The organism is Blautia fusiformis, assembly GCF_020686995.1.
Lineage (GTDB): Bacteria > Bacillota > Clostridia > Lachnospirales > Lachnospiraceae > Blautia_A > Blautia_A fusiformis.
The window spans coordinates 1-25,476 of the sequence record NZ_JAJEPT010000013.1 but is presented as its reverse complement, the minus strand read 5'-3'; the positions used below and the strand labels follow the sequence as shown (position 1 = coordinate 25,476).

Below are 25,476 nucleotides of genomic sequence, written 5' to 3'. Positions count from 1 at the left end.
ATAACAGACACACTTTATACAATTGAAAGAAGAACCCTATATGGAACGATTGATTTTTCATGTTGATGTAAACAGTGCTTTTCTTTCCTGGGAAGCAGCAAAAAGAGTAAAGATGGGACTTCCGGATCTGAGAGACATCCCTTCTTGTATTGGCGGAGACCCCAGTAAACGTACCGGCATCGTTGTCGCCAAGTCCATTCCTGCAAAAAAATACGGAATCCAGACAGGAGAACCTATGGCTATGGCTTTTCGCAAATGTCCGAATCTTGTGGCCGTTCCATCTGACTTTGAATTATACGATAAATGTTCCAGAGCCTTCAAAAAAATCTGTGGGTCCTATGCACCGGTAATGGAATCCTTTTCCATTGATGAGGTTTTTCTGGATATGACCGGAACCTCCTATATTTACCCGGATCCGGTGGCAACTGCCCATGAGCTGAAGGATAAGATCCGTACAGAACTCGGCTTTACCGTAAATATCGGCATCTCCACCAATAAACTTCTTGCAAAAATGGCCTCTGATTTCGAAAAGCCAGATAAGGTGCATACTTTATTTCCGGAAGAAATCCCTGTAAAAATGTGGCCTCTTCCAGTGAGAGAGCTTCTTTTTCTTGGCAAATCCTCTGAAAAAAAACTGCAGGATGCAGGGATCAGAACCATCGGAGATCTGGCTCATGAAAAAAAAGCAAAGATACAGGCACTTCTCGGTGAAAAAGCAGGACAGCAGTTATATCAGTATGCCCGTGGCCTTGATGACTCCCCTGTGAAAGCAAAACCTGATGAAGCAAAAGGATTCAGTCTGGAAACTACATTTAACGATGATCTGGTCTCACTGGAGCAGGCACTTCCAATCCTGCTGGAACAATGCGATATTCTGGCCGCCCGCATGCGCCGCAAAAAGAAAAAATGCACCTGCATTTCTGTAACCTTCCGTACCCTGGATTTTCGAAACAAATCTCATCAGACTAAACTGCCAAATGCCACCGATATCACAGAAGAGATTTACAGAAATGCCCAAAACCTCTTTCAGGAGTCCTGGATGAGACAGCCACTCCGGCTCCTGGGAGTATCACTGACCGGTCTTACGGATGATTCCTTTGAACAGCTGTCCTTTTTTGAGGATACTCACAAGAAGGAACGCCAGCAGAAACTGGATGCAGCACTGGATTCCATCCGTCTGAAGTACGGAAACGACAAGGTTACCCGGGCCAGTATCATGAACAGCACTGCCCGGATCGGAAGGAAAGCAAAAGCACAAATGGAAAATGAAAGAGATCAGTAAAGCTTGATTAAAATTACCAGTTTTTTTCAAAAAGCCCTTGCAATTTTATTCACAATGCACTATAATTTGAAGCATATCAATAGCAATTTTATTCAAAATTATTATATGTGTCTAAGGAGGAAAACAGGATGGTTGAACTGATCGTAGGAAAGAAAGGCAAAGGAAAAACAAAAGTACTATTAGACAAAGTAAACGGAGCTGTTAAGGACGCCAACGGCAGTATTGTTTACTTAGACAAGAGCACCAAGCACATGTATGAGCTGAACAACAAGGTCCGCCTTATCGATGTTTCCGGATTTCCGGTTAAAAATGCGGACGAGTTTGTAGGATTTATCTGTGGTATCCTCTCTCAGGATCATGATCTGGAGCAGGTATATCTGGACAGTTTCCTTACAACAGCCAAGCTTGAAGGAAAGGATGCAACCGAAACACTGGATCAGTTAAGTGCCATCGGTGAGACCTTCAAAGTTTCCTTTATTATCAGTATGTCTCTGGATAAAGAAGAAGTTCCGGAAGCATATCAGGATAAAATTATCTGCGCATTATAATAAAATTGAATATGAACGTCCTATTTTGTACATAAAGCATAAAAGAACGTAAATTTTTAAAGGGATCTGTCCTCAGGACGGATCCCTTTTTAACTGTAGGAAACTTTGTTTATTCTTCATTTCTGTGGTATACTGAAGAGCAGAATAAACACACAGGAGCGTTTCATATGAATCATTTACTGGAAAAAATCAAACAAAAAAATGCATCCGCATTCACCCACAGCGGGAAATTTCACGCAGACGATGTTTTTTCTGCCGCTCTGCTTTTATATCTGAATCCCGAGATCACCATCACACGTGGAAACCAGGTTCCTGAAAACTATGAAGGTCTTGTTTTTGATATTGGCAGAGGACAGTATGATCATCATCAGAAAGACAGCCGTATCCGCGATAATGGCGTCCCATATGCGGCCTTCGGCCTTCTCTGGGAAAAGCTTGGACCGGAAATCCTAGGTGAGGAGCTGGCACTAAAATTCGATGAATCCTTTGTCCAGCCTCTGGATATCAATGATAATACCGGTGAAAAAAATGAACTTGCCACACTGATCGGCAATTTTAATCCGGGATGGGATTCCAAAAGCAGTAATGACGAAGCCTTTTTCCAGGCAGTCAGTGTGGCAGGCATGATCCTGGAAAATAAATTCGAGCGTTACCTTGGAAATGAACGTGCAGACAGACGGGTGGAAGAAGTTCTTACAGAACATGCTGCTTCCCTCGCTTCGGGTGATACCCCGGCAGAAAATACCAATATCCTTATACTTCCGGAATTTATTCCCTGCCAAAAACGCCTTTCGGAAACCAACATTGCTTTTGTGATCTTTCCGTCCAACCGGGGCGGTTACTGTATCCAGCCACAGAAAAAAGAATATTCCATGAATTACAAATGCAGTTTTCCTTCTTCCTGGCTTGGCCTGGAAGGCGAGGAGTTATCTTTGGTAACCGGTCTTAAAAGTGCAGCCTTTTGTCATAAAGGAGGATTTCTCATGACCTGCGGAACCCTTGAGGATTCTGTTCTTGCCTGCAGGAGCAGTCTTGCCGCCTTCCATGAAGAAGCTGTGATCGTAAGCCTTGGCGGAAATAAAGAAACAGACATGCTACTTCAAAAGCTTCCGGATCTTTCTTCTGCCAGGATCATACATTTGCCGGTTCCCCAATTACCGGAGCTGACTCTGAACGGAATCTACGGAGAACTCTCCATGGAAAAGACAGAATGGAAAAGCTTTATAAAAGACAGAATTAAAGAAATCCTCCGCTACAAACCGGAAGCAGTTTTTGCAGATAATGCCATGTTTTCCCTGTATCCCATCGTTCATGCTCTGCGAAAAAAACATATTCCCGTTCTTACAGCAGTAGAAAAAGACGGACAGAAGCTTCTGGTACGGATCCCATCCGGTTCTTAAAGATCTTAAACATGTAATTAATTGTATTTACAGATATATTCACATTGCGTATTTATACAGAAAGAAGGCATGTTTATGCGAGAAGAAAAATTTAAAATGGAAAGACAGGGGCTGATACAGGTGGGCGATAAAGTAAAGATCTCCGAATTTCTCTCTGCCACGAACTACAGCTATATCATTGAGCCTGCAGTAGCCATGTCTGGCTGCTACAGAAACGCAGACCGCATCAGATCCAAAGAGGGCATCATCAAAAGCATTGAGCATACGCCACGCGGCTTTATAGTTACTGCAGAATTTGACGAATAAACATATGTCCATCCGATAAGATCCGGCAATTAGCAATATGCCGGATTTTTCGCTGAAAAACTGGCTGATTTATTCTGGATTATATTATAGGAATCTGGTATTATAGAGAAGATATTTGTGTAATTTCTCTAATTATCAGGAAATTGCAAATTTTTAGAACAGAGGTGTAATATTATGAGCTGGTACAACGAAGCAATCTTCTACCATATTTATCCACTTGGACTTACAGGCGCTCCAAAAGAAAATGATTACGGAACTCCTGTACATCGACTGAACACACTGCTGCCGTGGATCGACCACATCAAAGAGATCGGATGTACTGCCTTATATATAGGGCCGCTTTTTGAAAGTGTCGGACATGGCTATGAGACAACCGATTACAAAAAACTGGATTCCCGTCTTGGAACCAATAAAGATCTCACCAATTTTGTAAAAGCCTGCCATGAAAAAGGCATCCGCGTGATCTTTGATGGTGTATTCAACCATACAGGCCGTGATTTCTTCGCTTTTAAGGATATCCAGAAAAACCGTGAGCATTCCCCTTACGTTAACTGGTACTGTAATGTAAATTTCGGCGGAAATACCGAATATAATGACGGTTTTTCCTATGAAAACTGGGGTGGATACAATCTTCTTGTAAAGCTGAACCAGCGCAATCCGGAAGTACAGAACTATATCTGTGATGTGATCCGTTTCTGGGTTTCCGAATTTGATATTGATGGAATCCGCCTGGATGCCGCTGATGTTCTGGATTTTGATTTCATGCGTATTCTACGTCATACCGCAGATGAGGTTAAGAAAGACTTCTGGCTTATGGGAGAGGTCATTCACGGAGATTACAGCCGTTGGGTAAACGGACAGACTCTTCACAGTGTAACTAACTATGCCCTTCACAAGGCACTTTACAGCGGACATAATGACCACAACTATTTTGAAATTGCTCATACAGTAAAATATCTTCAGAATATGGGAGATCTGGACCTCTACAATTTCGTGGACAACCATGACGTAGAGCGAATTCATACCAAATTGCAGAACAAAGCACATTTTGCTCCTGTACATGTACTTCTTTATACTTTACCTGGCGTTCCAAGCATTTATTACGGCTCAGAATTCGGTATTGACGGAAAAAAAGAAAAATTTTCCGATGCCAGCTTACGTCCGGCACTTGATCTTAACGATTATGCGGATGCTGCAACAAAGAACCCATGTACTGCACTGATCGCAGCCCTCGGAAAGGTCCGCCAGGGAACTCCTGCATTAAGCTACGGTTCCTACGCAGAACTGGCTCTTACAAACCGTCAGTTTGCCTTTGCAAGAGATCTGGAAGGCATACGAGTGATCGTTACTGTGAATAATGATGACAGTGATTCAGAGATGAACCTTCCAACAGGAAGTGCTCCGGAATACGTAGGTGCCCTCACAGGTCAGAAGGTTTCCGCACAGGGCGGACGGATCCGTGTCCGTGTTGCAGCAAACAGCGGTGAGATCTGGCTTCCTGCAGGAGATATGCCGGAATATAAGCCGGTTCAGACTAATGTTCCGGAAACTGCCGCAACAAAAGAGAACGAAAACGCTGCATCTGAGGCAGAAGAGGAGCAGGCGGCTGAAAACAGCACTGTAACAGAAGCTGCCCCGGAAAAAGAAGCTTCAAACGCTGAAAATACAGATAAAGCTTCTGACAATACAGCAAACGCAGCGGATATTCCGTCAACTCCTGAAGCAGAATCCTCCAATACACAGGAAACGGAAACGGTCACTGCGCCAAATCCGCACAAAACACCAGAAGAAATGACAGTAGGCGAACTTCAGGCTGCTATCCTTGCAAAAATGGCAGGAAACGGACCCGTAGATGACCAGATGAAAAAGACCGTATACGACAACATCTGGCATGATTCTCTTGTAAACTGGCTGAAGAGCTTCCGATAGGAAAAGAATAATAAAGTAAGATTCCACAAAAAACAAGGCAATCCGATCATATCTTATGCGGTGAGCCTTGTTTTTTTGTGAAAACAGATATTTATTTTACATAATATATATTATGTATAGTTATGATCCTGTTTTTCTGTAATTTAGGAGAACAAAAAAACAGCAGAGATTTCCAACTTAAATAGGTCAGAAATCCCCACTGCTTTTATCATTCTGTTTATTATCTCTCATCAAAAGGTACAAAATCTGCATGATGCCCCACATACTTATAAGCAGGACGGATGATCTTATTGGCACTGATCAGCTCTTCCAGACGATGTGCACTCCAGCCAGGCATACGTGCGATGGCAAAGATCGGAGTAAAAAGTTCTTCCGGAATACCAAGCATTGAGTAAACGAAGCCACTGTAGAAGTCAACATTTGCGCAAACATTTTTGAACAGCTTTCTGTGTTCCATGACCAGTTTTCCGGCAATACCCTCAACCTTATCATAGAGCTTAAATTCATCTATCATTCCTTTTTCCTCTGCAAGAGCCTGTGCAAAACGTTTCAGGATCACTTCTCGCGGATCGGAGAGTGTATAAACTGCATGTCCCATACCATAGATCAGACCTGCATGATCAAATGCTTCTTTATTCAGTATTTTCTGCAGATATGCTGTGATCTCCTCATCACTTTCCCAGTCCTTTACATTGGCCTTCAGATCTGTAAACATGTTCTGGACCTTCAGGTTGGCACCACCATGACGCGGTCCCTTCAGTGAACCGATGGATGCAGAGGTAGAAGAGTAGCTGTCTGTTCCGGAAGATGTTACTACATGTGTGGTAAAAGTAGAGTTATTACCACCGCCGTGCTCTGCATGAAGTACAAGTGCGATATCAAGGACCTTGGCCTCAAGCTCTGTATAATTGCCGTCCGGACGAAGCATCAGAAGGATATTCTCGGCAAGTGAAAGCCCCTTCTGCGGATTGCGGATAAAAAGTGTCTCGTCTTTACGGAAATGACGGTATGCGTGATAGGAGTAAACCGCGATTTCAGGAAGCTTAGCGATCAGTTCCAGAGACTGGCGGAGTACATTCTCCACAGAAATATCTTCCGGGTTATCATCATATGTATAGAGAGCAAGTACGCAGCGCTCCATAGCATTCATAATATTGGCATTGGTTCCCTTCATGACAACGTCACGGACAAAACGTCCTCCCAGATCCTCCATGTCAGAAAGAAGCTCAAGAAATCTGGAAAGCTCTTCCTTGCTGGGAAGCTTACCGAAAATCAGAAGATAGATCGTCTCCTCAAAACCAAAACGTCTGTCCTTCAGTCCGTTTACGATATCCTGCACATCGATTCCCCGGTAATACAATGCACCGTCTGCAGGAATACGTCTGCCATTGACCAGCTTATAGCCGGTAACATCGGAAATCTCAGTAAGACCTGTGAGAACACCTTTACCTGCGGAATCACGAAGTCCTCTTTTTACATCGTATTCCACATAAAGGTTGGGATCGATGTGATGATTCTCTACCAGTTCCTTTTCAAAGAATTTCATTCTGCCTTTCAGCTGTTCGGAGTCCTCCAGACTCATCATTTCATGCTTTTTTTCCATAATTTTTTCCTCGTTTCCCCATTGTATATTAAAAAACACTGATACAGTTAAGATTGGTTACATCTTTGTAATCAGTGTTCGGGTATGGCATACATTTGTGTTTACCTGGTTAATAATTCTACAGTAAAAGTTTCGAAAATGCAAGAGGGTATTTCTTTTTTTCGTGTATAAATATTCATAATATGACCTAATTCATCTATTATTACATTTATTCATCAAAATCCGTCTGGTTTCCACAACGAATCTATGTTATGATTATTCCGTAATTTTTCTTATAATAGTAGTTTGTTTCACATCGGACTGCTGCCGCCTATCTCTTTCACTTGCTGTCGGAATCGGATTCACCACAGCAAGTGAGAGCGGGATCTGGGATATTTTCCCGTCGATCATACAGTCCGTTTTTGCGCAAAATGTAGTTGCTGTTGTATTTATCATATCCATTGTTTTAAGCTGTATCCTGCCTGAAAACATGGACATTGAAAAGATCAAGGAATAGGGATGTAAAAATGTTTAAAATTCTCATTGCAGAAGATGACCTGGAACTCCGCCAGCTTTTCCGGCATGTCCTCTTAAAAAACGGTTATACAGTAAAAGGGGTCTCTGACGGACAGGAAGCGCTGGATGCCCTGGAAAAAGATTATTACGATCTGATCATTTCGGACATAATGATGCCCAACATGGATGGCTATGAACTGGTCCGCTCACTCAGAGATGCCGGAGATTCCATTCCTGTACTTATGGTCACTGCCAAAGATGCTTTTGATGATATGCGTATGGGATTTCTGTCCGGTACCGATGATTATATGGTGAAACCGGTCAATATCAATGAACTGGTTTTGCGGGTAGGTGCACTTCTCCGCAGAGCACAGATGATCAATGAGCGGAAACAGCGAATCGGAGATACCATTTTGGAGTGCGATTCCCTGACGGTCTCCACCTCCTCGGAAAGTATGGTACTTCCTCAGAAAGAATTCATGCTCTTATATAAGATGGTTTCTTTTCCGGGAAAAATCTTTACCCGGCAACAGCTTATGGATGATATCTGGGGATATGATTCCGCAAGCGATGCCCACACAGTAGATGTCCACATTGGAAGGCTTCGGGAACGCTTTCGCGATAATCCGGATTTTAAGATCGTGACGATCCGTGGAGTTGGATATAAGGTGGTAAAGGCATGAAAAAGAAACTCTTCATAAATTTAAGCATTCGTTTACGTTTTATCTTTATGATCATGTTGGAGCTTGTCTGTGTATCTCTGATATCCTGGCTTGTTATGGATGTACTGCATATTTCAGCTGTTCCGAACATCGTATGGATCATCCTGGCCAGCGTGACCGCAGGGGGTGTCCTTAACAACTTTCTCAGTATCCGGTATTTCGGTCCTGTACTAAAGCTGAAAAAAGCCATGCAACAGGTTGCTGAAGGCGATTTTTCCGTCCGACTGGAAACGGAAAAGCAAATGAAGGAAATCCGGGATATTTATTCTAATTTCAACCTGATGGTCCAGGAACTGGAAGCAACGGAGATTCTGCAGACAGACTTTGTTTCCAATGTTTCCCACGAATTCAAAACTCCCATCAGTGCTATTGAGGGTTATGCAACTCTGCTGCAGGATGATGACATGCCTATATCAGAAGAGCAGGAGCAGTACATCAGCAAAATCCTTTTTAACACCAGAAGGCTTTCCCACCTGGCAGGAAATATCCTGTTGCTGTCCAAGATCGAACACCAGTCGATCCAGACCCGTCAGAACTGGTACCGTCTGGATGAGCAGATCCGACAATCCATTGTTATGATGGAACCGAAATGGTCAGAAAAAGAAATTGAATTTGATGTGGACATGATGGATGTGGAGTATCTTGGAAACGAAAATCTCATCTGTCATGTATGGGACAATCTGCTTTCCAATGCTATCAAATTCAGTCCCTGTGGTGGTACGATCTATATCCGGATGATGCCGGAAGGAGAAAAGATCCGTTTTTCCATAGAAAACGAAGGCCCCCAGATCAGTGAATACTCCATGAAACATATCTTTGACAAATTTTACCAGGGCGACAGTTCCCATAAACAGGAGGGAAACGGTCTTGGACTTGCCCTTGTAAAACAGATCCTGAACCTGTGTAAGGGAACCGTTTCCGTGGAAAATATTCCCGGAAGCGGCTGTCGTTTTACTGTTATACTGTAAAACAAATATTTTACACATATCCATAAAACCAAAAAACAGCGGACACCTTATTTTTCATGAGGTTCTTCCGTTGTTTTTTATTTATATAAACTTTTTCATAAACTTCAACAATTGTTGAGAAACAGTTGATGTTAAGTTGCAGATCATCTTTTAAAGTATAGGATAGTTATTTATGAAAAAATACAGGAGATATGGACTATGTTATTAAAAAAAGCACCTGCCTACCGGAAAGCAGAAAAGGAAGATTTTTCAATAATCCGGGAATTTATCCGAAGAAATTATAAAGACCGCTGGGAGTTTGAGGAAACACATACCGAAAAACGTCTGACCAGACTTTTCTTTTACACCTATATGATATACAGAGATAGCGTTACCGTGGCAACCTACCGTGATCAGGTAGTTGGGGTGCTCATTACCGGTAAAGAATCTCATGGCCATTTTGCCCCGGTTTTCCGTTTGAAAAAAGGCTATCATTTCCTGCGCCTGAAGTTTACTAAGGAAGGCCGGAAGAATCTGGAGCATTTTAACAAACTTCAGGATATGAAAAAACAATTGACTGTTTCCCCGGAGAAACCGACTCCCGGAAATATCCTCTTTCTTTATGTAAGCAAAGATTACCGCAGAAACGGAATCGGTACCGGGCTTCTCAAACAGATTTCAACAGAGAAGGATACGGATTATTCCATATATATGGACCAGCTGGATCAAAGAACCTTTATGGAAAGTCATGGTTTCGTAAAGAAAAACGAGGTTTCCCAGATGCGGGAGCTAAACAAAAAACGCTTCCGGGAAAGTGTAGCTCTTTATAAAAAAGAACCGCGTTGCGAAACACATTCATAAATTACGCAGGAGATAAATGGAAAATGAAAAAAATTGGAATCATGGCTGACAGCCACAGTGGCATTTTAAAACAAGAAGCAGAGGAACTGGATATTCATGTCCTTCCCATGCCTTTTTATCTGAATGGAGAACTGTTTCATGAAGACCTGGATTTTTCCAGAACAGGATTTTATGAGAAGCTGCGTGAAGGAGCAGATGTTTCAACTTCACAGCCTTCCCCACAGGAAGTTATGGAAATGTGGGACGAAATGCTTTTATCTTATGATCAGATCCTCTACATTCCGTTGAGCAGTAGTTTAAGCGGTTCCTGCATGACTGCTGCCGCCTTGTCTCAGGAACCCAAATACGAAAACAAAGTGTTTGTGGTAGACAACGGGCGTGTTTCCACACCCCTTCACCGTTCCATTCTGGATGCGATAGACCTTGTGGAAGATGGATATACAGCACCGCAGATCAAGGATATTCTGGAAGCATCCCGTGAAAAAACCGTGATCTATGTCGGATTAAGCACACTGGAATATCTGAAAAAGGGAGGCCGTATCAATACCACCACAGCACTGGCCGCAAATCTTCTCAATATCAAACCGGTTATGAAATTTGGAACCGGTAAGCTGGATGTTTTCCAGAAATGCAGAGGCATGAAAAAATCAAGAAAAGCCATGATCGATGCTATGCACAGAGAATTGGAAACAACTTTCAAAAAAGAATATGATGCTGGAAAAGTATATCTTATGGCTGCCTCCAGCAGCACTGCGGAAATTACCGCAGACTGGATCTCACAGATCCGGGAAAGCTTTCCGGGAATGGATGTGATGTGTGATGATCTTTCCCTTGGACTTTCCTGCCATATTGGCCCGGACGGACTGGGAATCGGATGTTCCTGCATGCCTTTATAAAAAACGTCTCAATATTTTCTGCAAATAATCCAGGGTTGTGGTATGATATTGTTATCAATACATAACAGGCAGATTTTATCTGTTATTATAGCACTTCCAACCATTCATGTTCTGCACAGCTGAACTTGATGCAGTAATTTCTGGAAGTGCTATGATCAGAAGGGAGAAATTATCATGGCAAAAACAATTAAAGAATTAACACAGGATCTTCTTCAGGCACCATCTGCATGCAAAGAAGTAAAAGAAGCGGCACAGAATTATCTGGATGCGGCAGGAACTGAGAAAGAAGCAGATGCGGCAACTGCTTACGTAAAAGAGCTGGAAGCAGATATCATGCCCATCGACGGACTGATCTCTTTTGCAGGTTCTGACATGGGTGCACAGGTATTTGGCGCAGATGACGCAAAAAAGATCCTGGCTCATGCTGAGGAGATCAAAGCTTCCGGTGCAAAATACTGTGACTGCCCAGCATGTGCAGCCTGCGAAGCACTTCTGAACAAAAAAGCAGAAATTCTGAAGTAATCACATGGCCCAGTTTGAAATTGAGATCAAGCTTCCATTAAAGAATCTTAAGGAAACCCTGAAATTTCTGACAGAGCAGGGATTTCAGGAGACAGCACAGATCCAGGAAGAAGATACCTATTTTAACAGTGTCTATCATGATGTAAAAAAACGTGATGAAGCACTGCGTATCCGAACAAGCACAGACTGCAGATCCGGTATTTCTAAGACTCAGATTAATTTTAAGGGGCCCAAACTGGATAAAATCTCCATGTCCCGAATGGAACTGGAAACAGAAGTATCCGATGCAGAAGTGCTTAAAAATATTCTCATCCATCTGGATTTTTCTCCGGTAGCGTCGGTCATGAAAATGCGAAAGTATATGAAATGTGGCAGATTTACCGCCTGTCTGGATCAGGTAGAGGGACTTGGAGACTTTCTGGAGCTTGAGGTGATCACAGAGCAGGAAAGTGAGCGGAAAGAAATTTTATCCAAAATGGAAGATCTGCTTGCCATATTGGGATATCACATGTCGGACACTGTACAGACTTCTTATCTCAGTATGCTTCCGAAAAAAATTAAATAAAAATCTTTTTTAAACCAGCAGGAATATTTTCGTGTGAGTATCTAAGGTACAGAATACGGAAATGTTCCTGTTTTTTCTTTTCTTACAATTCTTCGGCGTTCCAAGTTTATCTACCATACTATAAATCCCATATCACAAAGCAACATCAAACCACATTCAATGTACATGTCATTACTATTGACCAATTGTGTTTTTTGTTGTTTTGTGTTTATTTTTATGTGGTTTATTGAATGTTTACAAGATTTTTCGTATTTTATATGTGGATTTATTGATATTTTTTCAAAAAAGCCCTTTACAAATCCACACAATCGGGCATATAATGAAGTCACAAACAACAAGAAAGCATATTAAAGCAATCGTAAACACAACAACAAACCACATTTAAACACGGAGGGAATATATTATGAAAATTCTTGAATCTAAATTCGTACAGGGTTTTATCAAAATGGCAGACGATGGATATCAGCAGGGATGGCACGAGAGAAACGGTGGAAACTTAAGCTATCGTCTGAAAGCAGAAGAAGTAGAGATGATCCGTCCACGACTGAACGCACCTGGAGAATGGACCCCTATCGGTGTTGAGGTTCCGGGACTGGCAGGAGAGTTTTTCCTGGTAACAGGAAGTGGAAAATACTTCCGTAATATCATCGTTGACCCGGAAGTATGTCTTGCGATCATTGAGCTTGACGAGACAGGAACCAATTACCGTATCCGCTGGGGTCTTGTAGAGGGAGGAAGACCGACCAGCGAGCTCCCGACACATCTTATGAACCATGAAGTAAAGAAAAAGCTTACCAACGGAAGACATCGTGTTATTTATCATGCACATACCACCAATACCATTGCACTTACCTTTGTTCTTCCTCTGGATGACAAAGTATTCACCCGTGAACTCTGGGAATCTGCAACAGAGTGTCCGGTAGTATTTCCGGATGGTGTGGGAGTTATCGGATGGATGGTTCCAGGCGGAAGAGAAATCGCGATCAAAACTGCTGAACTGATGAAAAAATATGATGTGGTTATCTGGGCGCATCATGGTATGTTCTGCTCAGGCGAGGATTTCGACCTGACCTTCGGACTTCTTCATACCGTTGAAAAATCCGCAGAGATCCTGGTTAAGATCTTATCCATGGCTCCGCAGAAACTGCAGACCATCACACCGAATGACTTCCGTGCTCTTGCAAAAGATTTCAAAGTAACTTTGCCGGAAGAATTCCTTTACGAAAAGAAATAAAATCCTTCATATGCAGCAAATCCTATAATCGGTATCTCTATCTGAAACTTTATCAGAAACAACCAAATATTTGCTGATTTTTGCCGATAAATCTGGTATGATAAAAACATATCTGGTTTATCAGCAAATTAATATCAGAAAGGATATGGGATAAAGTATGGAAGAATTATATAAAGCGATCGAAGAGAAGATCAAAGCAAGCGGATACCCGCGAAAGATTTCCGGAGAGGACGTTTACGACGACATCTGCGATCAGATCGATGGGAAAGAGAATGGAAGCTATGTGCTGCTTTCCAAATTTGATGATGATGTGATCTTTGAATATCATATCTCAATTATGGACAGTGAATTTAATCTGGGTGTTCTTACCATGCGTACTCCGGAGGGTGTATTCGAGACAGATTTTGATAAATAAGTTAAGTACGGATTTTGATTTTGGGTCATGGATATAATACAGATGTCCATAATCACTGCTTAAGGTTTTTTGAACCCTACAGGGAATTTGAGATTTTCTTGATCTGATTAAATATATAGAGGCAGTTGATTTACATAATTTATATTATGTGAACTAACTGTCTCTATATTTATATGCAATGCATGTCAAACGAATCAGTTGCTCCGCAGTCCCATTATTCATCAGTCCTCGCGAAGACGTACCGCCTTGGCCGCCTGACGCCGTCTAGCATCATCCAGAGCCGCATAATGCTTCTTAGTAGTATTGACATCCTTATGACCCAAAACATCCGCTACAAGGTAAATATCACCGGTTTCCTGGTACAGGGCAGTACCATAGGTGCTGCGAAGCTTATGCGGGGTGATCTTTTTTGTAGTTGTGATCTCCCTGGCATATTTTTTAACCAGATTCTCGATAGCCTGAACACCGATCCGGCGGCGTTGGGTAGAATAGAAGAGAGCGTGCTCATGGCCTGCCAGAGGCGTAATATTCTCCCTGACTTCCAGATATTTCTTCAACGCTTTTTCTACTTCAGGACCAAAGTATACAACCATTTCATTTCCGCCTTTTCGGGTAACTTTGATTCCATTGTTTTTGAAGTCTACATCCTCAACATCCAGTCCGACACATTCCGATACTCGAATCCCGGTACCAAGAAGGAGAGTAACAATAGCAAGATCTCTGTCCTTCGTTTTTTCATGGTACATCCGTTTCTGCCCGGTCAGCGTATCTCCGCAATGCTCAATATAATCCAGCAGCATGGCAACCTCATCTGTATCCAGACGAATAATATTCTTATCATGGATCTTGGGCACATCGATCAGAACAGACGGATTGGTGGTAATCATTTCATGTTTATAATAATAAGCATAAAAACTTCTTAAAGCAGAAATTTTACGTTTGACGCCACGTTCACCATTTGTTTCCGTTTTGGAAGAGTCCGCGGATTTATAAACTTTGAGAAATTCTTCATATTCCTCAAGATCAACAGCTTTGACCTGATCCAGAACATCAACTGTAAAATCCGACATGGTTTTGTCTTTGAACATTGGATTTTGCTCCAGTAAAAACTGGAAAAATATACGAATGTCATATGCATAGGAAATTCTGGTCTTGGTTGTAGTCGTTGCATCAATAGCCCGGAAATAATCCCTGCAAAATGGCGGAAGCGTTTTTAAAACCTCACGGAGTTTTAAAGTATTGTCAATGTCATTTTGTTCGTGGTAAGTAATTTTGTTATCCATAAAAACTCCTTAATATATAAATTTTACATAATTTGCAGGAAATACCTGAAACATCTGTTAAAAGAAGTGGTTTTACACTCATCTATATCTATACGACAAACCCGAGTTTTTCAAATAGATGGGTAGTGCAAACGGCTACTTCCGTAGATTTTCATCAAAAATAACGGTAAACGGCCCGTCATTTTCCAAAGATACTTTCATATCTGCACCAAAAATTCCGTGTTCCACAACCGGAACCTGTTTACTGGCTTCCGAAATAATATATTCATATAATTTATTTGCTTCATCCGGTGCACCGGCTTCTATAAAGCTTGGACGGTTTCCCTTACGGCAGTTTGCATATAAGGTAAACTGTGAAACCAAAAGCAATTCCCCGTTTACATCCGCCAGGGACAAATTGGTCTTTCCATTTTCATCCTCAAAAATACGAAGTCCCAGAAGCTTTTTCAGATACCAGTCTGCATCCTCTTTGGTGTCCTCACGGCCAACGCCGATCAGAACAAGAAACCCTTTTCCAATTTTTCCGACAATTTCTCCGTCTACTTTGACTTCTGCATGATTTACACGCTGAATTACAAATTTCATAACCTGTTCTTCCTCCGTCTCCGTCTGTTTTTCTGCTTCAATCGAAAGCCTATATATTTCGCCTGAATAAATTTAACTAAAAATGTAAACATTCGTTTAATTTCATCCCAAGCCCCGGACCAGATTCTGTTTTTTTCCGCTTTTACTGTAACTTCCTGTGCTTTTGATACGGATTTTTTCACCGGCATTGGCAGGACCTTTCCGGAAACGGGGTCTACACAATCAATATCTCTATAAAACTCAGCATCTGCAGACATATCTTTTTCATCAAGACTACGTCCGATCAGCTTCCATACGGCAGCATTCAGCACAGCAAATACAGGAACTCCAACGATCATTCCCGGAACTCCAAATAAACCACCACCGACCATGATTGCAACAATAACCATAAAGCTGGACAGTCCGGTCGACTCACCCAGGATCTTTGGTCCAAGGATATTTCCGTCAAACTGCTGAAGGATCAGAATAAAGATCAGGAAATACAGGCTCTGAATGGGATCTACCAGCAAAATAAGAAGAATACATGGAACTGCTCCCAGATATGGCCCGAAAAACGGAATAACATTTGTAACACCAACGATCACACTGACCAGAATCGCATATGGGGTTCCGATGATCGATGTTCCAACATAACACAATACACCGATAATTGCGGAATCCAGGATCTTTCCGCTGATAAATCCACCAAAGGTTTTATGCGTAAAACGCATGGAATGAACAAGAAAGGTTGCCCATTTGGTTGGAAGAACTGCATAAACAGCCATTTTTGCCTTGGCAACAAATCCCTCTTTATCCGCCAGTATATAAAGAGATACGATCGCTCCAATAAGGAAATTCTTCAGAAAAACAAGAAGATCCAGAAAGCTTGCGGATATATTTTTCATCATAAACTGCATCTGGGGAAGGATCGTATTTGTCAGATACTCCTGTAATCTACTGGAATATTGATTGATCTGGCTGATCATATCCGGATTCAGTTTCCATCCCTTTTCCACGACGGAGTTTAACCAGTTTTCCACTACACTTACGTAATGAGGAAAACTGTAAATAATATTCATGATGCTTCGAATCAATTGAGGAAGGATCATCATGACAAGGGCATAAATGACCAGAAACATAAGAAATACAGAAAGGATCACACAGATCCAGCGTACTACTTTCCTCCCCTTTTTCTGAAGTGCTTTATTCCTTTTTTCAAAAATCGGAAAAATGATCTTCCTCTCCAAAAAATTAACAATGGGAGTTAGCAGATATGCTATGGCAGCTCCGTAAATGATCGGCGCCATAATACCGAAAAATGTTTTAATTCCGGTGATCAGAGATTTCATATGGAAAATCCCGTAATAAAATAAAATACTGGCAGCAATAACCAGAAATGCAGTCACACCTAACTGCACATAGCGATGGTTCCAACGAATTTTCATAGTAATTTCCTCCACCAGGTGATTATAACATAGCATCTCTGGTTTGTGTCTAAAAAAAACATAAACATTATTTTCCAATAACCTGCAAAGATAAATTCCGACTTCAGGGTATCGCGCTGATACAGAAAACACCCCGCCATAAAATGGCAGGGTGCCTAAAAATCTGATGTTTATTTTTTCAGGCTGTCATAAATGTGAATGGCTTCGATAATTGCCTTCGCAGTTCCATCAATGCCAAGCTTGCTGCTATCCAGACAAAGATTATAGCTGTCCGCAGATCCCCATTTCTTGTTGGTATAATAATTATAGTAGCTGGAACGGCTTTTGTCTGTCTTGTTGATCATGTCCTTGGCCTCTTTGGCATTTTTATTGTATTTCTGAGCAATACGGTTGATACGCCAGTCAAGGTTTGCATGAACAAATACACTGAAACAATCCGGATTATCTGCAAGTGCATAATCCGCACATCTGCCGACCATTACACAGGGACCTTCTGAAGCCAGCTTCTTGATTGCCTCAAACTGTGCAAGAAAAATCTTATGGTTCATAGGCATGTCTGTAAATCCGGCTGAGGAATACCCAAATGAATAAGTATCCATTACAAGAGAATAAAGAAAACTGTTTGTTGGCTTCTCATCATGATGCTCAAACAGCTCCTTGCAGATCCCACTGTCATTGGCTGCGTGCTCCAGCAGCTCTTTATCATAGCATTTGATTCCAAAATATTTAGCAACTTCCTGGCCGATCTGTCTTCCGGCGCTGCCATATTTACGACCGATAGTAATAATAGAACTTGTTGTATTGTTACTCATAACAGCCACATCCTTTCTGCTCAGATTCAGCGAATTTGCAAATATTAACTCCGCTTCCTCTTTAATATAGTTATTATACACTATATTCCACAAGTTTTCCAGCTATTTTCGCAATTTTGTCAGCAATTTAACAAAATATTCCGGAAGTGGGGCTGTAAATTCCATATATTCCCCGGTACGTGGATGAACAAATCCAAGGATCATTGCATGAAGTGCCTGTCCCTCCAGATGATAGGGATTTCTGGATGAACCATACACCGTGTCCCCAAGAAGCGGATGTCCGATACTGGCCATGTGCACACGGATCTGGTGGGTACGTCCTGTTTCAAGACGACATTCCACATACGTGGCCTCGCCAAAACGTTCCAGCACTTTGTAATGTGTTATTGCATCTTTACCATTTTTATGATTGATGGCCATTTTTTTACGATCTGTCGGATGCCGTCCAATAGGTCCCTCTATGGTTCCCTCATCCTCTTTCAGATTTCCCTGCACAACTGCCCGGTAGCGTCTGCGGATACTGTGACGTTTCAGCTGTTCTGCCAGATCCCGGTGAGCAATATCATTTTTGCATACCAATAGTGCCCCAGTGGTATCCTTATCAATTCTGTGGACAATTCCAGGCCGCATCACTCCGTTAATACCGGAAAGGCTGTCACCACAATGTGCCATAACTGCATTGACCAGTGTTCCCTGATAATGCCCGGCTGCAGGATGTACAACCATCCCTTTGGGCTTATTAACGATCAGTACATCTTCATCCTCGTAAAGAATATCCAGCGGAATATCCTCCGGAACGATATCCGGCTCACTGGAATCCGGGATCTCCAGATGGATCCTGTCATTTTCACGGACCTTATAATTAGATTTGGCAGCCTTCTCTCCCACGGTAATCTGTCCTTCTTTCAGAAGTTTCTGAAGGAAAGACCTGGAAAGACCGCTGTCTTTCTCAGCAAGATAGCGGTCGATTCGTATACCTGATTCTTCTTTTTCTACTGTATAATCATATATTTCCATTTATATCTCCTACAAGAACAGACAAATGCATTATATCTCTGCCCGGATCACTGTTTGATATTCAGAAACGCAAAATCATCATCTCTGTATTTCGTGCATACAAACAGGATCAGAAAAATTCCACTTACAACCACATAAACATCCGCAAGATTAAATACCGGAAAATCGATCAGGGAGAAATAGATAAAATCGATCACATACCCTCTGAAAAAACGATCGATAAAATTTCCCAGTGCACCAGCTGCAAGTACTGTAGCAATGGTGAGCAACGGCAGATAAAACCGCTCTTTCGGAATACGGATCCATGCATAGAGGATCACTCCCAGAAACAGTACACTCACAATGGCAAAAAAGAGTACACTTCCCTGAAACATTCCAAACGCAATTCCCCTGTTTTCCGGATAGAGATAATGGAGTTCAAGTACGCCAGGAATCAGCGAAACCGATGGTTGTCCTTTCAGATACAGATATGACAGCCATTTTGCTCCCTGATCCGCAGCCACGAGTAAGATCAGCAAAAAAATGTCCCCCGACATACACTTACTAAAAGACATTTTCTGATGATGGTTAACACGACTGATCATAGAGTTATCTCCTGAATACAGGAAAGCATTTCTTCATCGGTAACTGTTTTGTCGATCAAGCTTTTTCCGATACCATCCATCAGGATAAACCTGATATGTCCCTGTTCCATTTTTTTGTCTTTCTTTGTTGCGAAAAGAACTTCTTCCGGGATAAGACCATCTACATGCACCGGAAGATCGTAATCCGAACATCCCTGGCAGATTTCCTGATATTCTTCTTTGGTCAGAAGTCCTCGTTTCATGGAAAGATATGCCGCAGCTACCAGTCCGACTCCCACACACTGTCCGTGGAGCAGGGTGAAATTCTTAAGTTTTTCTACTGCATGCCCCACAGTATGTCCCAGGTTAAGAAGCGCACGCTCTCCCTGTTCCTTAGGATCACGCTCCACAACGCCTGCTTTGATCTCACAGCATCTGCGTACCATTCTGGCAATCCGTTCCATATCCAGCTTTTTGATCCCTTTCTGCTCACAGCATACATAGCGGAAAAAATCTCCATCACAGATCAATCCTGTTTTTAAAATCTCACCCATTCCGCAGGCAAACTGTTCTGCCGGAAGCGAAGAAAGAGTGCTTAGATTCATATATACAAGACGTGGCTGGTGAAAAGCTCCTACCATGTTTTTGTATTGCTGAAAATCTACGCCGGTTTTTCCGCCAACGCTGCTGTCTACCTGTGCAAGCAGTGTTGTCGGTACCTGAATGAAGTCAATCCCCCTGAGATAAGTTGCCGCGCCAAATCCGGTAAGGTCGCCTACCACACCACCGCCTAATGCAACAAGCAGACTTTTTCGGTCAAGACCATTTTGGATCAGGGCCTGATACAATGCCGAAACGGTATTAAGGTTTTTGTTTTTTTCTCCTGCCTCAAAGGTGAACACAGAAATATCGGAACTTACCTCACTTAAAACCTGTTTTACAGATTCTTCATACAGTGGTCCCACATTAGAATCTGTTACAATGCAGATTTTTCTGTCAACAAGTCCTTCTTCCTTCATAACCTGTGCCAGATTAGAAAAATCTTCTTCAAAACAGATGGGATAATGAAAATCACCTTCTCGTTTTACAAGTAATTTTGATGCTGTCATTGCGTTTTCCTCCTAGCTGTTCAGATATAAAGCAGAATCCGTACCCCAAGACGTCCTTTTTTTGTCTGACGGGATACCCCATCATAAATAAAACGTCCCTTTTTCCGAACGGATATGATGTCTCCCTCTTTGGGCTCATAACCATTGGATGTGATCAGTTTTCCATTTACAAAAACAAGCCCTTCTTCAATACAATGCACAATACTGCTTCTGGAAGTCCCAAAAGCCAGTGCGATCAGAGAATCCAGGCGTACGGACGCACAGGTTCCACTAACTGGTTTCAGTTCCGGCCTCGGAAGATCACCCGGATCTTCTATCTTCGACGCCACAACTGTGGTATGTCTTACACGACACAGATTCTCCAGAAAAAAATCTGTCATCTGACGCAGACAGAAAAAGCTCGCAGTATGATCTTCTATAAGAATATCCCCAACAACACTCCTGTCAACCCCAAGATTCAGGATCGCTCCCAAATAATCCCGATGTGTCAGATCTTCTGAAAATTTCACTGCTTTTGGCTCAAGCCGGATACAATCAATGGGATAATCCCATGTAAAAGCAAGAGCATCAGGGTGAAAGGCTACCATCTGACGCTCTGCATTCTCATATCCGCCAAAACCTTCCGCTGTAACACCCAGCTTATGAAAATTCTGACTGTTTAAAATATTCCGTTCATTTAAATTAAGAAAATCCGTAAATGTGGTAATATCTCTCTGATAGGCCAGATTTGCCAGTTCACGGATTCTCTTAACAAAAAGTTCTTCTTTATCCATGAGGTTAATAACCCACTCTAACAGACGGCACAGAACCGCCAAGGATATTCTGAAGATCACCTGTAATATCTACATTATATGGTCCAAGTACAAAAATATAGCTGGATACCTGCTGAAGGCTTCCTCCAAGTGAATAACATGCACCGGAAGTAAAATCGATGATCCTCTGTGCAAGCTCCACATCGATTCCTTCAAGATTCAGGATCACGGTAGAATTATCGACCAGTGTATCCGCAATTTCTCTTGCTTCCTCCATGGTTGTAGGCTTGATCACACAAACTTCCATATTTGCAGCCTGGGAAGAACGCTTGCTTGTACGCATTGGGGTGATCTTGGAAGAAGGTGCCGGTCTGGAAATACGTTCCTGCCTTGCCGGGGCCTTGGCTGCAGCTGTCTTTGCAGATGACTTAGCAACAGGTGCCTTAACCGTTTCATCTTCCGGCTCATCCTCCAGAAAATCCTCTTCCTCGTCATTTTTTTTCTTGGAAAATTTCTCAAAAAATTTCTTCTTTGGTTTCTCTTCCATATCATCATCTTCATCGAGGAAATCGTCATCATAATCGTCCTCATCCTCAAGAAGGCTATCATCTAACAATTCGTCATCGTCATAATCGTCGTTCAGTTTGATGGCATCTAAAAACTTGTCTAAAACGCCCATTTTAAATCTCCAATCTTATTAGTCTTATAATGCGTAATTTCTTGCACCAAAAATACCAGTGCCTACACGCACCATCGTAGCGCCCTCCTGCACGGCAACCATGTAATCTCCGGTCATTCCCATACTCAGAACACTCATAGTAACATTATTAATGTTTTTAGCAGCAATGTCAACACTTAATTTCTTAAGTTCACGGAAAATTTCGCGATTTTCCTCTGCATTATCAACATAGGGAGCAATTGTCATGAGCCCCTTTATCCGAATGTGTGAAAAATCTGCGATCTGTTCTATAAGCGGTAAAACTTCTTCCGGTTTCAGACCAAATTTACTTTCTTCCTGCGCTACATTTACTTCTATAAGGATCGGAACAATAACCGCTTTTTTCGCTGCTTCTTTTTCAATCGTCTCGGCCAAGCGAAGCGAATCTACAGAATGGATCATTGCAACTTTATCCACAATATATTTTACTTTATTACGCTGAAGATGTCCGATCATATGCCATTTGACATCTGAAGGCATCTGATCATATTTATCCACGATCTCCTGCACTTTGTTCTCTCCAAAGACACGTGCTCCGGCATCATAAGCCTCCTTCAGCATTTCCACCGGTTTGGTTTTGCTTACTGCGATCAGTGTGACTTCATTCGGATCTCTGTTAATTTTATTGCAGGATTCATTAATATTTTTCTGCACCTGTGCCAAATTTTCCGCTACCATGATATAAATCCTCCTTTAATTAGTAAAGTATATCCTGTTCACTTACTTTATCTGCATTTTTCACAATACGGTCATATCGGACAAGCCCATTATAGGTTTCCTTTGATACAACCGCATATTCCTCATTTTCATCCAGGATCTCGATCCGGCGGAATACCGCATATCCCTGATTGACACAGAAAACTCCCTCCAAAACTTCTGTATCTCCGATGATAAACTTCTCTCCACTATCCGGCTCAACAAGAGCATCACCTTCTTTAAATTTATTCTTGTCTACGTAATAAATATAGCTTGTTTCCTGTGTTTCTTTGTCTGTGATCTCATCACGGCCATAGATACCGGCACTGACAAAGGTTGTCGTACTGTCGCCTTTTTTATTTCTTCCGGAAAGCATAAATCCGGATTGCTGTGTTTCATCATCCGTCGTAAGATATTTGGAAGGTATTGCATAAAACTCCTTCGTTACGATAGAAGATAACGGGATCTTTAAACCTGTCACATTGTTCGTGACAAGTTCTATTTCCAGAAACCGGTCTGACGCATATCGGATCAGTCCCTTATTAAAATCAATCTTACCGTATTTAGCCCCATCGATCTCCATGATCGAAAAGTCTCCTGTCTGCGTCAGATCATCTTTCAGGAACTTGACACGGATCGATGTACGCTCCTTCAGATTAGCAGCCTGCTTCTCACTTAAAGGAATCAAAAGACTCCAGCGTTCATCTGTAATGATCGTATAAATATCATCTCCGGCCTTTATCTGTCCATCTGTTTTCAGATCCGTTTCCTGATAGGAATTCTGATCAAAATCAGCAGCTGTGACATTATCAACGGTTTTGGTTTCGTAGCCATCTGTAGAATACAGGATGATCCCGTCTGTCTGCGCACGGCGGATATTCGGATCACTGGAAACTATTGTTGTAACTGTGGCTTCCTCTCCATCTTCAGACGTCGTGCTTGCAGAAGAAGCTCCCGAACTGTCTGAAGCATACTGAAGGATGCTTCCATTGAGCTGATATTTAAAACTATAGGCACTGTTGAATTTGCTGGGATCAAATCCTTTGGAAAAGCTTTGCATATTACTGCGTATATCCGCCAGCTCCTCTCTGTTCAGAGAGGTTACATTGTCTGCAGATCTTGAACTGTTCAGACTGTAGACAGCACCGTTGGCATTGATCTTGGTACCTTCCCTTGCGTAATATGTAACGTAACCGCCCGCATCTGCCTGCACTACGTTCTCTGTCATGATCGCCAGCCCTGTGTATGTCTCATTCATGGATAACGGACCGGAGGGAACCTGATAAGATTCCATATGAGAAGCTGTAAGATAAAGAATCACACTAAAGATCATATAGATAAAAATTGCTCCGAACATTACAGTTCCAATGTTCAGACCAAAAATTTTACGAAGCTTTGCTAAGAATCCCGGAGTTTTTCCGGAATGTACTTTATTATCCGGCAAATGAATGCCTCCTTTACATCGTTCATCTCTTAAAGTTCGTTTTATTGTAACATTTTATTTAAATGAATACAAGCTTTAAAACGTGCGAACATACTTTCCGAATATCCGTTTGCCATTTTTTCAAAAGTATGTTATACTATTCAAAATATAATTTCGTGATGCTGTCATATTATGGTCGACAGCAGATAAAATCAACCCAGGGAGGTAAGTACACATGACATATGGCAGAATCAGTAAAAAGCAGCAGGAAATACTGGATTATATGAAAAATGAGATCCTTAACAGAGGTTTTCCGCCCTCCGTCCGTGAAATCTGTGAAGCAGTAAACCTGAAATCCACATCTTCCGTTCACTCCCATCTGGAAGCTCTGGAAAAAAACGGATATATCCGCAGAGATGCCACCAAGCCCCGTGCGATCGAGATCATTGATGATAATTTCAATCTGGTCCGCCGCGAGGTTGTCAATGTTCCTCTTGTAGGCACTGTTGCTGCCGGACAGCCGATCCTGGCAGTGGAAAATATCGATGCTTACTTTCCGATCCCGGCTGAATATATGCCCAATGAACAAAGTTTCATGCTGACTGTCAAAGGCGACAGTATGATCAATGCAGGTATTTTTGATGGAGATCAGGTTCTTGTAAAGCAGCAGGCAACAGCAGAAAACGGCGACATGGTAGTTGCTCTGATCGATGATTCTGCAACAGTTAAGACTTTCTACAAAGAAAATGGTTATTATCGACTTCAGCCGGAGAACGACAATATGGAACCGATCATCATCACCGGTAATCTGCAGATCCTCGGCAAAGTATTTGGTGTATTTCGTTTCTTTTCATGATAATATAAACAACAGATCCCACCCAATGTAATGTGATTTAAAAAGAGAGATATCTTTAAGGTAGCTGTACAGCCCCACAAAGATATCTCTCTTTTTTTTCAGCAGAAAACTTCTGCTTTTTGATTTCTTCTTATTTAGTTCACATAATATTTTTACAGTAAACTAATATAACAAATTTTACTCATTCTTATCCTTTCGCAAACATGATTTTTCTGTTTTTCGTAAAAATCGTTATCCTCTGTTTTAAGCAATATTTGCTTGTTTCAGACGATTAGTAGTCTAAATAAAATCAGAATTTTATTTAGTTTGGAACTTGTTGTTGTTATCATAAATCGTTGAATTCCTCGATTAAAGAGGCTCATGATTTAGATTTTAATAACCCATTGCTTTAACAATATCATCGTCTTTTAGCTCAACACCGACTCTTATTTTTTCGATAAGATCTCGCTGCCAATCTTCTAGTTCGTCCACTCTCCATTCACTGATCTCTTGTGCAACGAAGCAGCGTTCCCT

Annotated in this window: 26 protein-coding genes and 1 pseudogene; 15 read left to right on the top strand and 12 right to left on the bottom strand. The window is 41.8% G+C overall.

The window, feature by feature from the left end:
* The first annotated feature begins 40 nt into the window (after positions 1-40).
* From LKD46_RS11625 to LKD46_RS11605, 5 genes are all read left to right on the top strand, one after another.
* Positions 41-1,282 carry a DNA polymerase Y family protein gene (locus LKD46_RS11625; protein ID WP_227574166.1) on the top strand — a complete coding sequence of 414 codons (1,242 nt, stop codon included), beginning with the start codon at positions 41-43 and terminating at the stop codon, positions 1,280-1,282.
* A 128-nt stretch (positions 1,283-1,410) separates the two neighbouring features.
* Positions 1,411-1,830, top strand: a complete 420-nt coding sequence (locus LKD46_RS11620; RefSeq protein ID WP_021652042.1) for a hypothetical protein — start codon at positions 1,411-1,413, stop codon at positions 1,828-1,830.
* 167 nt (positions 1,831-1,997) lie between these two features.
* Positions 1,998-3,230: an MYG1 family protein gene (locus LKD46_RS11615; RefSeq protein WP_110103141.1), complete on the top strand. Its 1,233-nt coding sequence runs from the start codon at positions 1,998-2,000 to the stop codon at positions 3,228-3,230.
* 75 nt (positions 3,231-3,305) lie between these two features.
* Positions 3,306-3,536 (top strand): hypothetical protein, encoded by a 231-nt coding sequence (locus LKD46_RS11610; protein ID WP_015525138.1) that lies wholly within the window; start codon positions 3,306-3,308, stop codon positions 3,534-3,536.
* A gap of 174 nt (positions 3,537-3,710) precedes the next feature.
* Positions 3,711-5,465, top strand: coding sequence for an alpha-amylase family glycosyl hydrolase (locus tag LKD46_RS11605; protein ID WP_110103142.1), 1,755 nt, complete (start codon positions 3,711-3,713; stop codon positions 5,463-5,465).
* 220 nt (positions 5,466-5,685) lie between these two features.
* Here LKD46_RS11605 and LKD46_RS11600 read toward each other — a convergent pair whose 3' ends face one another.
* Positions 5,686-7,068 carry a citrate/2-methylcitrate synthase gene (locus LKD46_RS11600; RefSeq protein ID WP_022427281.1) on the bottom strand — a complete coding sequence of 461 codons (1,383 nt, stop codon included), beginning with the start codon at positions 7,066-7,068 and terminating at the stop codon, positions 5,686-5,688.
* Positions 7,069-7,378: 310 nt separating this feature from the next.
* Here LKD46_RS11600 and LKD46_RS16765 point away from each other — a divergent pair.
* From LKD46_RS16765 to LKD46_RS11555, 9 genes and pseudogenes are all read left to right on the top strand, one after another.
* Positions 7,379-7,564 (top strand): annotated as a pseudogene (locus LKD46_RS16765) (purine permease); the annotation flags it as partial.
* Positions 7,565-7,574: 10 nt separating this feature from the next.
* Positions 7,575-8,246, top strand: a complete 672-nt coding sequence (locus LKD46_RS11590; RefSeq protein ID WP_059085856.1) for a response regulator transcription factor — start codon at positions 7,575-7,577, stop codon at positions 8,244-8,246.
* Positions 8,243-9,253: a HAMP domain-containing sensor histidine kinase gene (locus LKD46_RS11585; protein ID WP_059085857.1), complete on the top strand. Its 1,011-nt coding sequence runs from the start codon at positions 8,243-8,245 to the stop codon at positions 9,251-9,253. The genes LKD46_RS11590 and LKD46_RS11585 overlap by 4 nt, the downstream gene beginning before the upstream one ends.
* A gap of 198 nt (positions 9,254-9,451) precedes the next feature.
* Complete coding sequence (locus LKD46_RS11580; protein WP_059085858.1) at positions 9,452-10,093, top strand: GNAT family N-acetyltransferase; 642 nt, start codon at positions 9,452-9,454, stop codon at positions 10,091-10,093.
* A gap of 23 nt (positions 10,094-10,116) precedes the next feature.
* On the top strand, positions 10,117-10,989 hold the full coding sequence (locus LKD46_RS11575; RefSeq protein ID WP_059085859.1) for a DegV family protein: 873 nt from the start codon (positions 10,117-10,119) through the stop codon (positions 10,987-10,989).
* A gap of 174 nt (positions 10,990-11,163) precedes the next feature.
* A complete protein-coding gene (locus LKD46_RS11570; protein WP_015525145.1) occupies positions 11,164-11,511 on the top strand; it encodes a hypothetical protein in 348 nt (115 codons plus the stop codon).
* Between the two features lie 4 nt (positions 11,512-11,515).
* Positions 11,516-12,076 (top strand): class IV adenylate cyclase, encoded by a 561-nt coding sequence (cyaB, locus tag LKD46_RS11565; RefSeq protein ID WP_110103143.1) that lies wholly within the window; start codon positions 11,516-11,518, stop codon positions 12,074-12,076.
* Positions 12,077-12,479: 403 nt separating this feature from the next.
* Positions 12,480-13,310, top strand: coding sequence for a rhamnulose-1-phosphate aldolase (rhaD, locus tag LKD46_RS11560; protein ID WP_110103144.1), 831 nt, complete (start codon positions 12,480-12,482; stop codon positions 13,308-13,310).
* A 157-nt stretch (positions 13,311-13,467) separates the two neighbouring features.
* On the top strand, positions 13,468-13,725 hold the full coding sequence (locus LKD46_RS11555) for a hypothetical protein (protein ID WP_015525151.1): 258 nt from the start codon (positions 13,468-13,470) through the stop codon (positions 13,723-13,725).
* A 221-nt stretch (positions 13,726-13,946) separates the two neighbouring features.
* Here LKD46_RS11555 and LKD46_RS11550 read toward each other — a convergent pair whose 3' ends face one another.
* The 11 genes from LKD46_RS11550 to LKD46_RS11500 form a co-directional block, all read right to left on the bottom strand.
* Entirely contained in the window at positions 13,947-15,008 is a 1,062-nt protein-coding gene (locus LKD46_RS11550; protein WP_022427274.1) for a tyrosine-type recombinase/integrase, read from the bottom strand.
* Positions 15,009-15,143: 135 nt separating this feature from the next.
* Positions 15,144-15,593, bottom strand: a complete 450-nt coding sequence (dtd, locus tag LKD46_RS11545; protein ID WP_092069999.1) for a D-aminoacyl-tRNA deacylase — start codon at positions 15,591-15,593, stop codon at positions 15,144-15,146.
* Positions 15,590-17,017 carry an AI-2E family transporter gene (locus tag LKD46_RS11540; protein WP_110103145.1) on the bottom strand — a complete coding sequence of 476 codons (1,428 nt, stop codon included), beginning with the start codon at positions 17,015-17,017 and terminating at the stop codon, positions 15,590-15,592. Before LKD46_RS11540 ends, dtd begins: the two co-directional genes overlap by 4 nt.
* Positions 17,018-17,187: 170 nt before the next feature.
* Positions 17,188-17,829, bottom strand: a complete 642-nt coding sequence (locus LKD46_RS11535; protein ID WP_022427272.1) for a cytidylate kinase-like family protein — start codon at positions 17,827-17,829, stop codon at positions 17,188-17,190.
* 102 nt (positions 17,830-17,931) lie between these two features.
* Positions 17,932-18,846 (bottom strand): RluA family pseudouridine synthase, encoded by a 915-nt coding sequence (locus tag LKD46_RS11530; RefSeq protein ID WP_110103146.1) that lies wholly within the window; start codon positions 18,844-18,846, stop codon positions 17,932-17,934.
* Between the two features lie 47 nt (positions 18,847-18,893).
* Entirely contained in the window at positions 18,894-19,364 is a 471-nt protein-coding gene (gene lspA, locus LKD46_RS11525) for a signal peptidase II (protein ID WP_242872557.1), read from the bottom strand.
* 62 nt (positions 19,365-19,426) lie between these two features.
* The gene (aroB, locus tag LKD46_RS11520) at positions 19,427-20,518 is read right to left on the bottom strand and encodes a 3-dehydroquinate synthase (RefSeq protein ID WP_227574165.1); all 1,092 of its coding nucleotides are present in this window, start codon (positions 20,516-20,518) and stop codon (positions 19,427-19,429) included.
* Between the two features lie 20 nt (positions 20,519-20,538).
* Complete coding sequence (locus LKD46_RS11515) at positions 20,539-21,291, bottom strand: YlmH family RNA-binding protein (protein WP_021652062.1); 753 nt, start codon at positions 21,289-21,291, stop codon at positions 20,539-20,541.
* Between the two features lie 4 nt (positions 21,292-21,295).
* The gene (locus tag LKD46_RS11510) at positions 21,296-21,949 is read right to left on the bottom strand and encodes a cell division protein SepF (RefSeq protein WP_021652063.1); all 654 of its coding nucleotides are present in this window, start codon (positions 21,947-21,949) and stop codon (positions 21,296-21,298) included.
* Between the two features lie 24 nt (positions 21,950-21,973).
* Positions 21,974-22,666, bottom strand: a complete 693-nt coding sequence (locus tag LKD46_RS11505; RefSeq protein WP_015525161.1) for a YggS family pyridoxal phosphate-dependent enzyme — start codon at positions 22,664-22,666, stop codon at positions 21,974-21,976.
* Positions 22,667-22,685: 19 nt separating this feature from the next.
* Positions 22,686-24,128 carry a biotin/lipoyl attachment domain-containing protein gene (locus tag LKD46_RS11500; protein WP_022427267.1) on the bottom strand — a complete coding sequence of 481 codons (1,443 nt, stop codon included), beginning with the start codon at positions 24,126-24,128 and terminating at the stop codon, positions 22,686-22,688.
* A gap of 214 nt (positions 24,129-24,342) precedes the next feature.
* On the opposite strand from LKD46_RS11500, the gene lexA reads away from it, so the two are divergent.
* Positions 24,343-24,963: a transcriptional repressor LexA gene (gene lexA / locus LKD46_RS11495; RefSeq protein ID WP_015525162.1), complete on the top strand. Its 621-nt coding sequence runs from the start codon at positions 24,343-24,345 to the stop codon at positions 24,961-24,963.
* The last annotated feature ends 513 nt before the right edge of the window (positions 24,964-25,476 follow it).

Bases quoted from the DNA above. Each gene is read 5' to 3' on its own strand.
- LKD46_RS11625 (WP_227574166.1), top strand. From the start codon at position 41: ATGGAACGATTGATTTTTCATGTTGATGTAAACAGTGCTTTTCTTTCC.
- LKD46_RS11620 (WP_021652042.1), top strand. From the start codon at position 1,411: ATGGTTGAACTGATCGTAGGAAAGAAAGGCAAAGGAAAAACAAAAGTA.
- LKD46_RS11615 (WP_110103141.1), top strand. From the start codon at position 1,998: ATGAATCATTTACTGGAAAAAATCAAACAAAAAAATGCATCCGCATTC.
- LKD46_RS11610 (WP_015525138.1), top strand. From the start codon at position 3,306: ATGCGAGAAGAAAAATTTAAAATGGAAAGACAGGGGCTGATACAGGTG.
- LKD46_RS11605 (WP_110103142.1), top strand. From the start codon at position 3,711: ATGAGCTGGTACAACGAAGCAATCTTCTACCATATTTATCCACTTGGA.
- LKD46_RS11600 (WP_022427281.1), bottom strand. From the start codon at position 7,068: ATGGAAAAAAAGCATGAAATGATGAGTCTGGAGGACTCCGAACAGCTG.
- LKD46_RS11590 (WP_059085856.1), top strand. From the start codon at position 7,575: ATGTTTAAAATTCTCATTGCAGAAGATGACCTGGAACTCCGCCAGCTT.
- LKD46_RS11585 (WP_059085857.1), top strand. From the start codon at position 8,243: ATGAAAAAGAAACTCTTCATAAATTTAAGCATTCGTTTACGTTTTATC.
- LKD46_RS11580 (WP_059085858.1), top strand. From the start codon at position 9,452: ATGTTATTAAAAAAAGCACCTGCCTACCGGAAAGCAGAAAAGGAAGAT.
- LKD46_RS11575 (WP_059085859.1), top strand. From the start codon at position 10,117: ATGAAAAAAATTGGAATCATGGCTGACAGCCACAGTGGCATTTTAAAA.
- LKD46_RS11570 (WP_015525145.1), top strand. From the start codon at position 11,164: ATGGCAAAAACAATTAAAGAATTAACACAGGATCTTCTTCAGGCACCA.
- cyaB (WP_110103143.1), top strand. From the start codon at position 11,516: ATGGCCCAGTTTGAAATTGAGATCAAGCTTCCATTAAAGAATCTTAAG.
- rhaD (WP_110103144.1), top strand. From the start codon at position 12,480: ATGAAAATTCTTGAATCTAAATTCGTACAGGGTTTTATCAAAATGGCA.
- LKD46_RS11555 (WP_015525151.1), top strand. From the start codon at position 13,468: ATGGAAGAATTATATAAAGCGATCGAAGAGAAGATCAAAGCAAGCGGA.
- LKD46_RS11550 (WP_022427274.1), bottom strand. From the start codon at position 15,008: ATGGATAACAAAATTACTTACCACGAACAAAATGACATTGACAATACT.
- dtd (WP_092069999.1), bottom strand. From the start codon at position 15,593: ATGAAATTTGTAATTCAGCGTGTAAATCATGCAGAAGTCAAAGTAGAC.
- LKD46_RS11540 (WP_110103145.1), bottom strand. From the start codon at position 17,017: ATGAAAATTCGTTGGAACCATCGCTATGTGCAGTTAGGTGTGACTGCA.
- LKD46_RS11535 (WP_022427272.1), bottom strand. From the start codon at position 17,829: ATGAGTAACAATACAACAAGTTCTATTATTACTATCGGTCGTAAATAT.
- LKD46_RS11530 (WP_110103146.1), bottom strand. From the start codon at position 18,846: ATGGAAATATATGATTATACAGTAGAAAAAGAAGAATCAGGTATACGA.
- aroB (WP_227574165.1), bottom strand. From the start codon at position 20,518: ATGACAGCATCAAAATTACTTGTAAAACGAGAAGGTGATTTTCATTAT.
- LKD46_RS11515 (WP_021652062.1), bottom strand. From the start codon at position 21,291: ATGGATAAAGAAGAACTTTTTGTTAAGAGAATCCGTGAACTGGCAAAT.
- LKD46_RS11510 (WP_021652063.1), bottom strand. From the start codon at position 21,949: ATGGGCGTTTTAGACAAGTTTTTAGATGCCATCAAACTGAACGACGAT.
- LKD46_RS11505 (WP_015525161.1), bottom strand. From the start codon at position 22,666: ATGGTAGCGGAAAATTTGGCACAGGTGCAGAAAAATATTAATGAATCC.
- lexA (WP_015525162.1), top strand. From the start codon at position 24,343: ATGACATATGGCAGAATCAGTAAAAAGCAGCAGGAAATACTGGATTAT.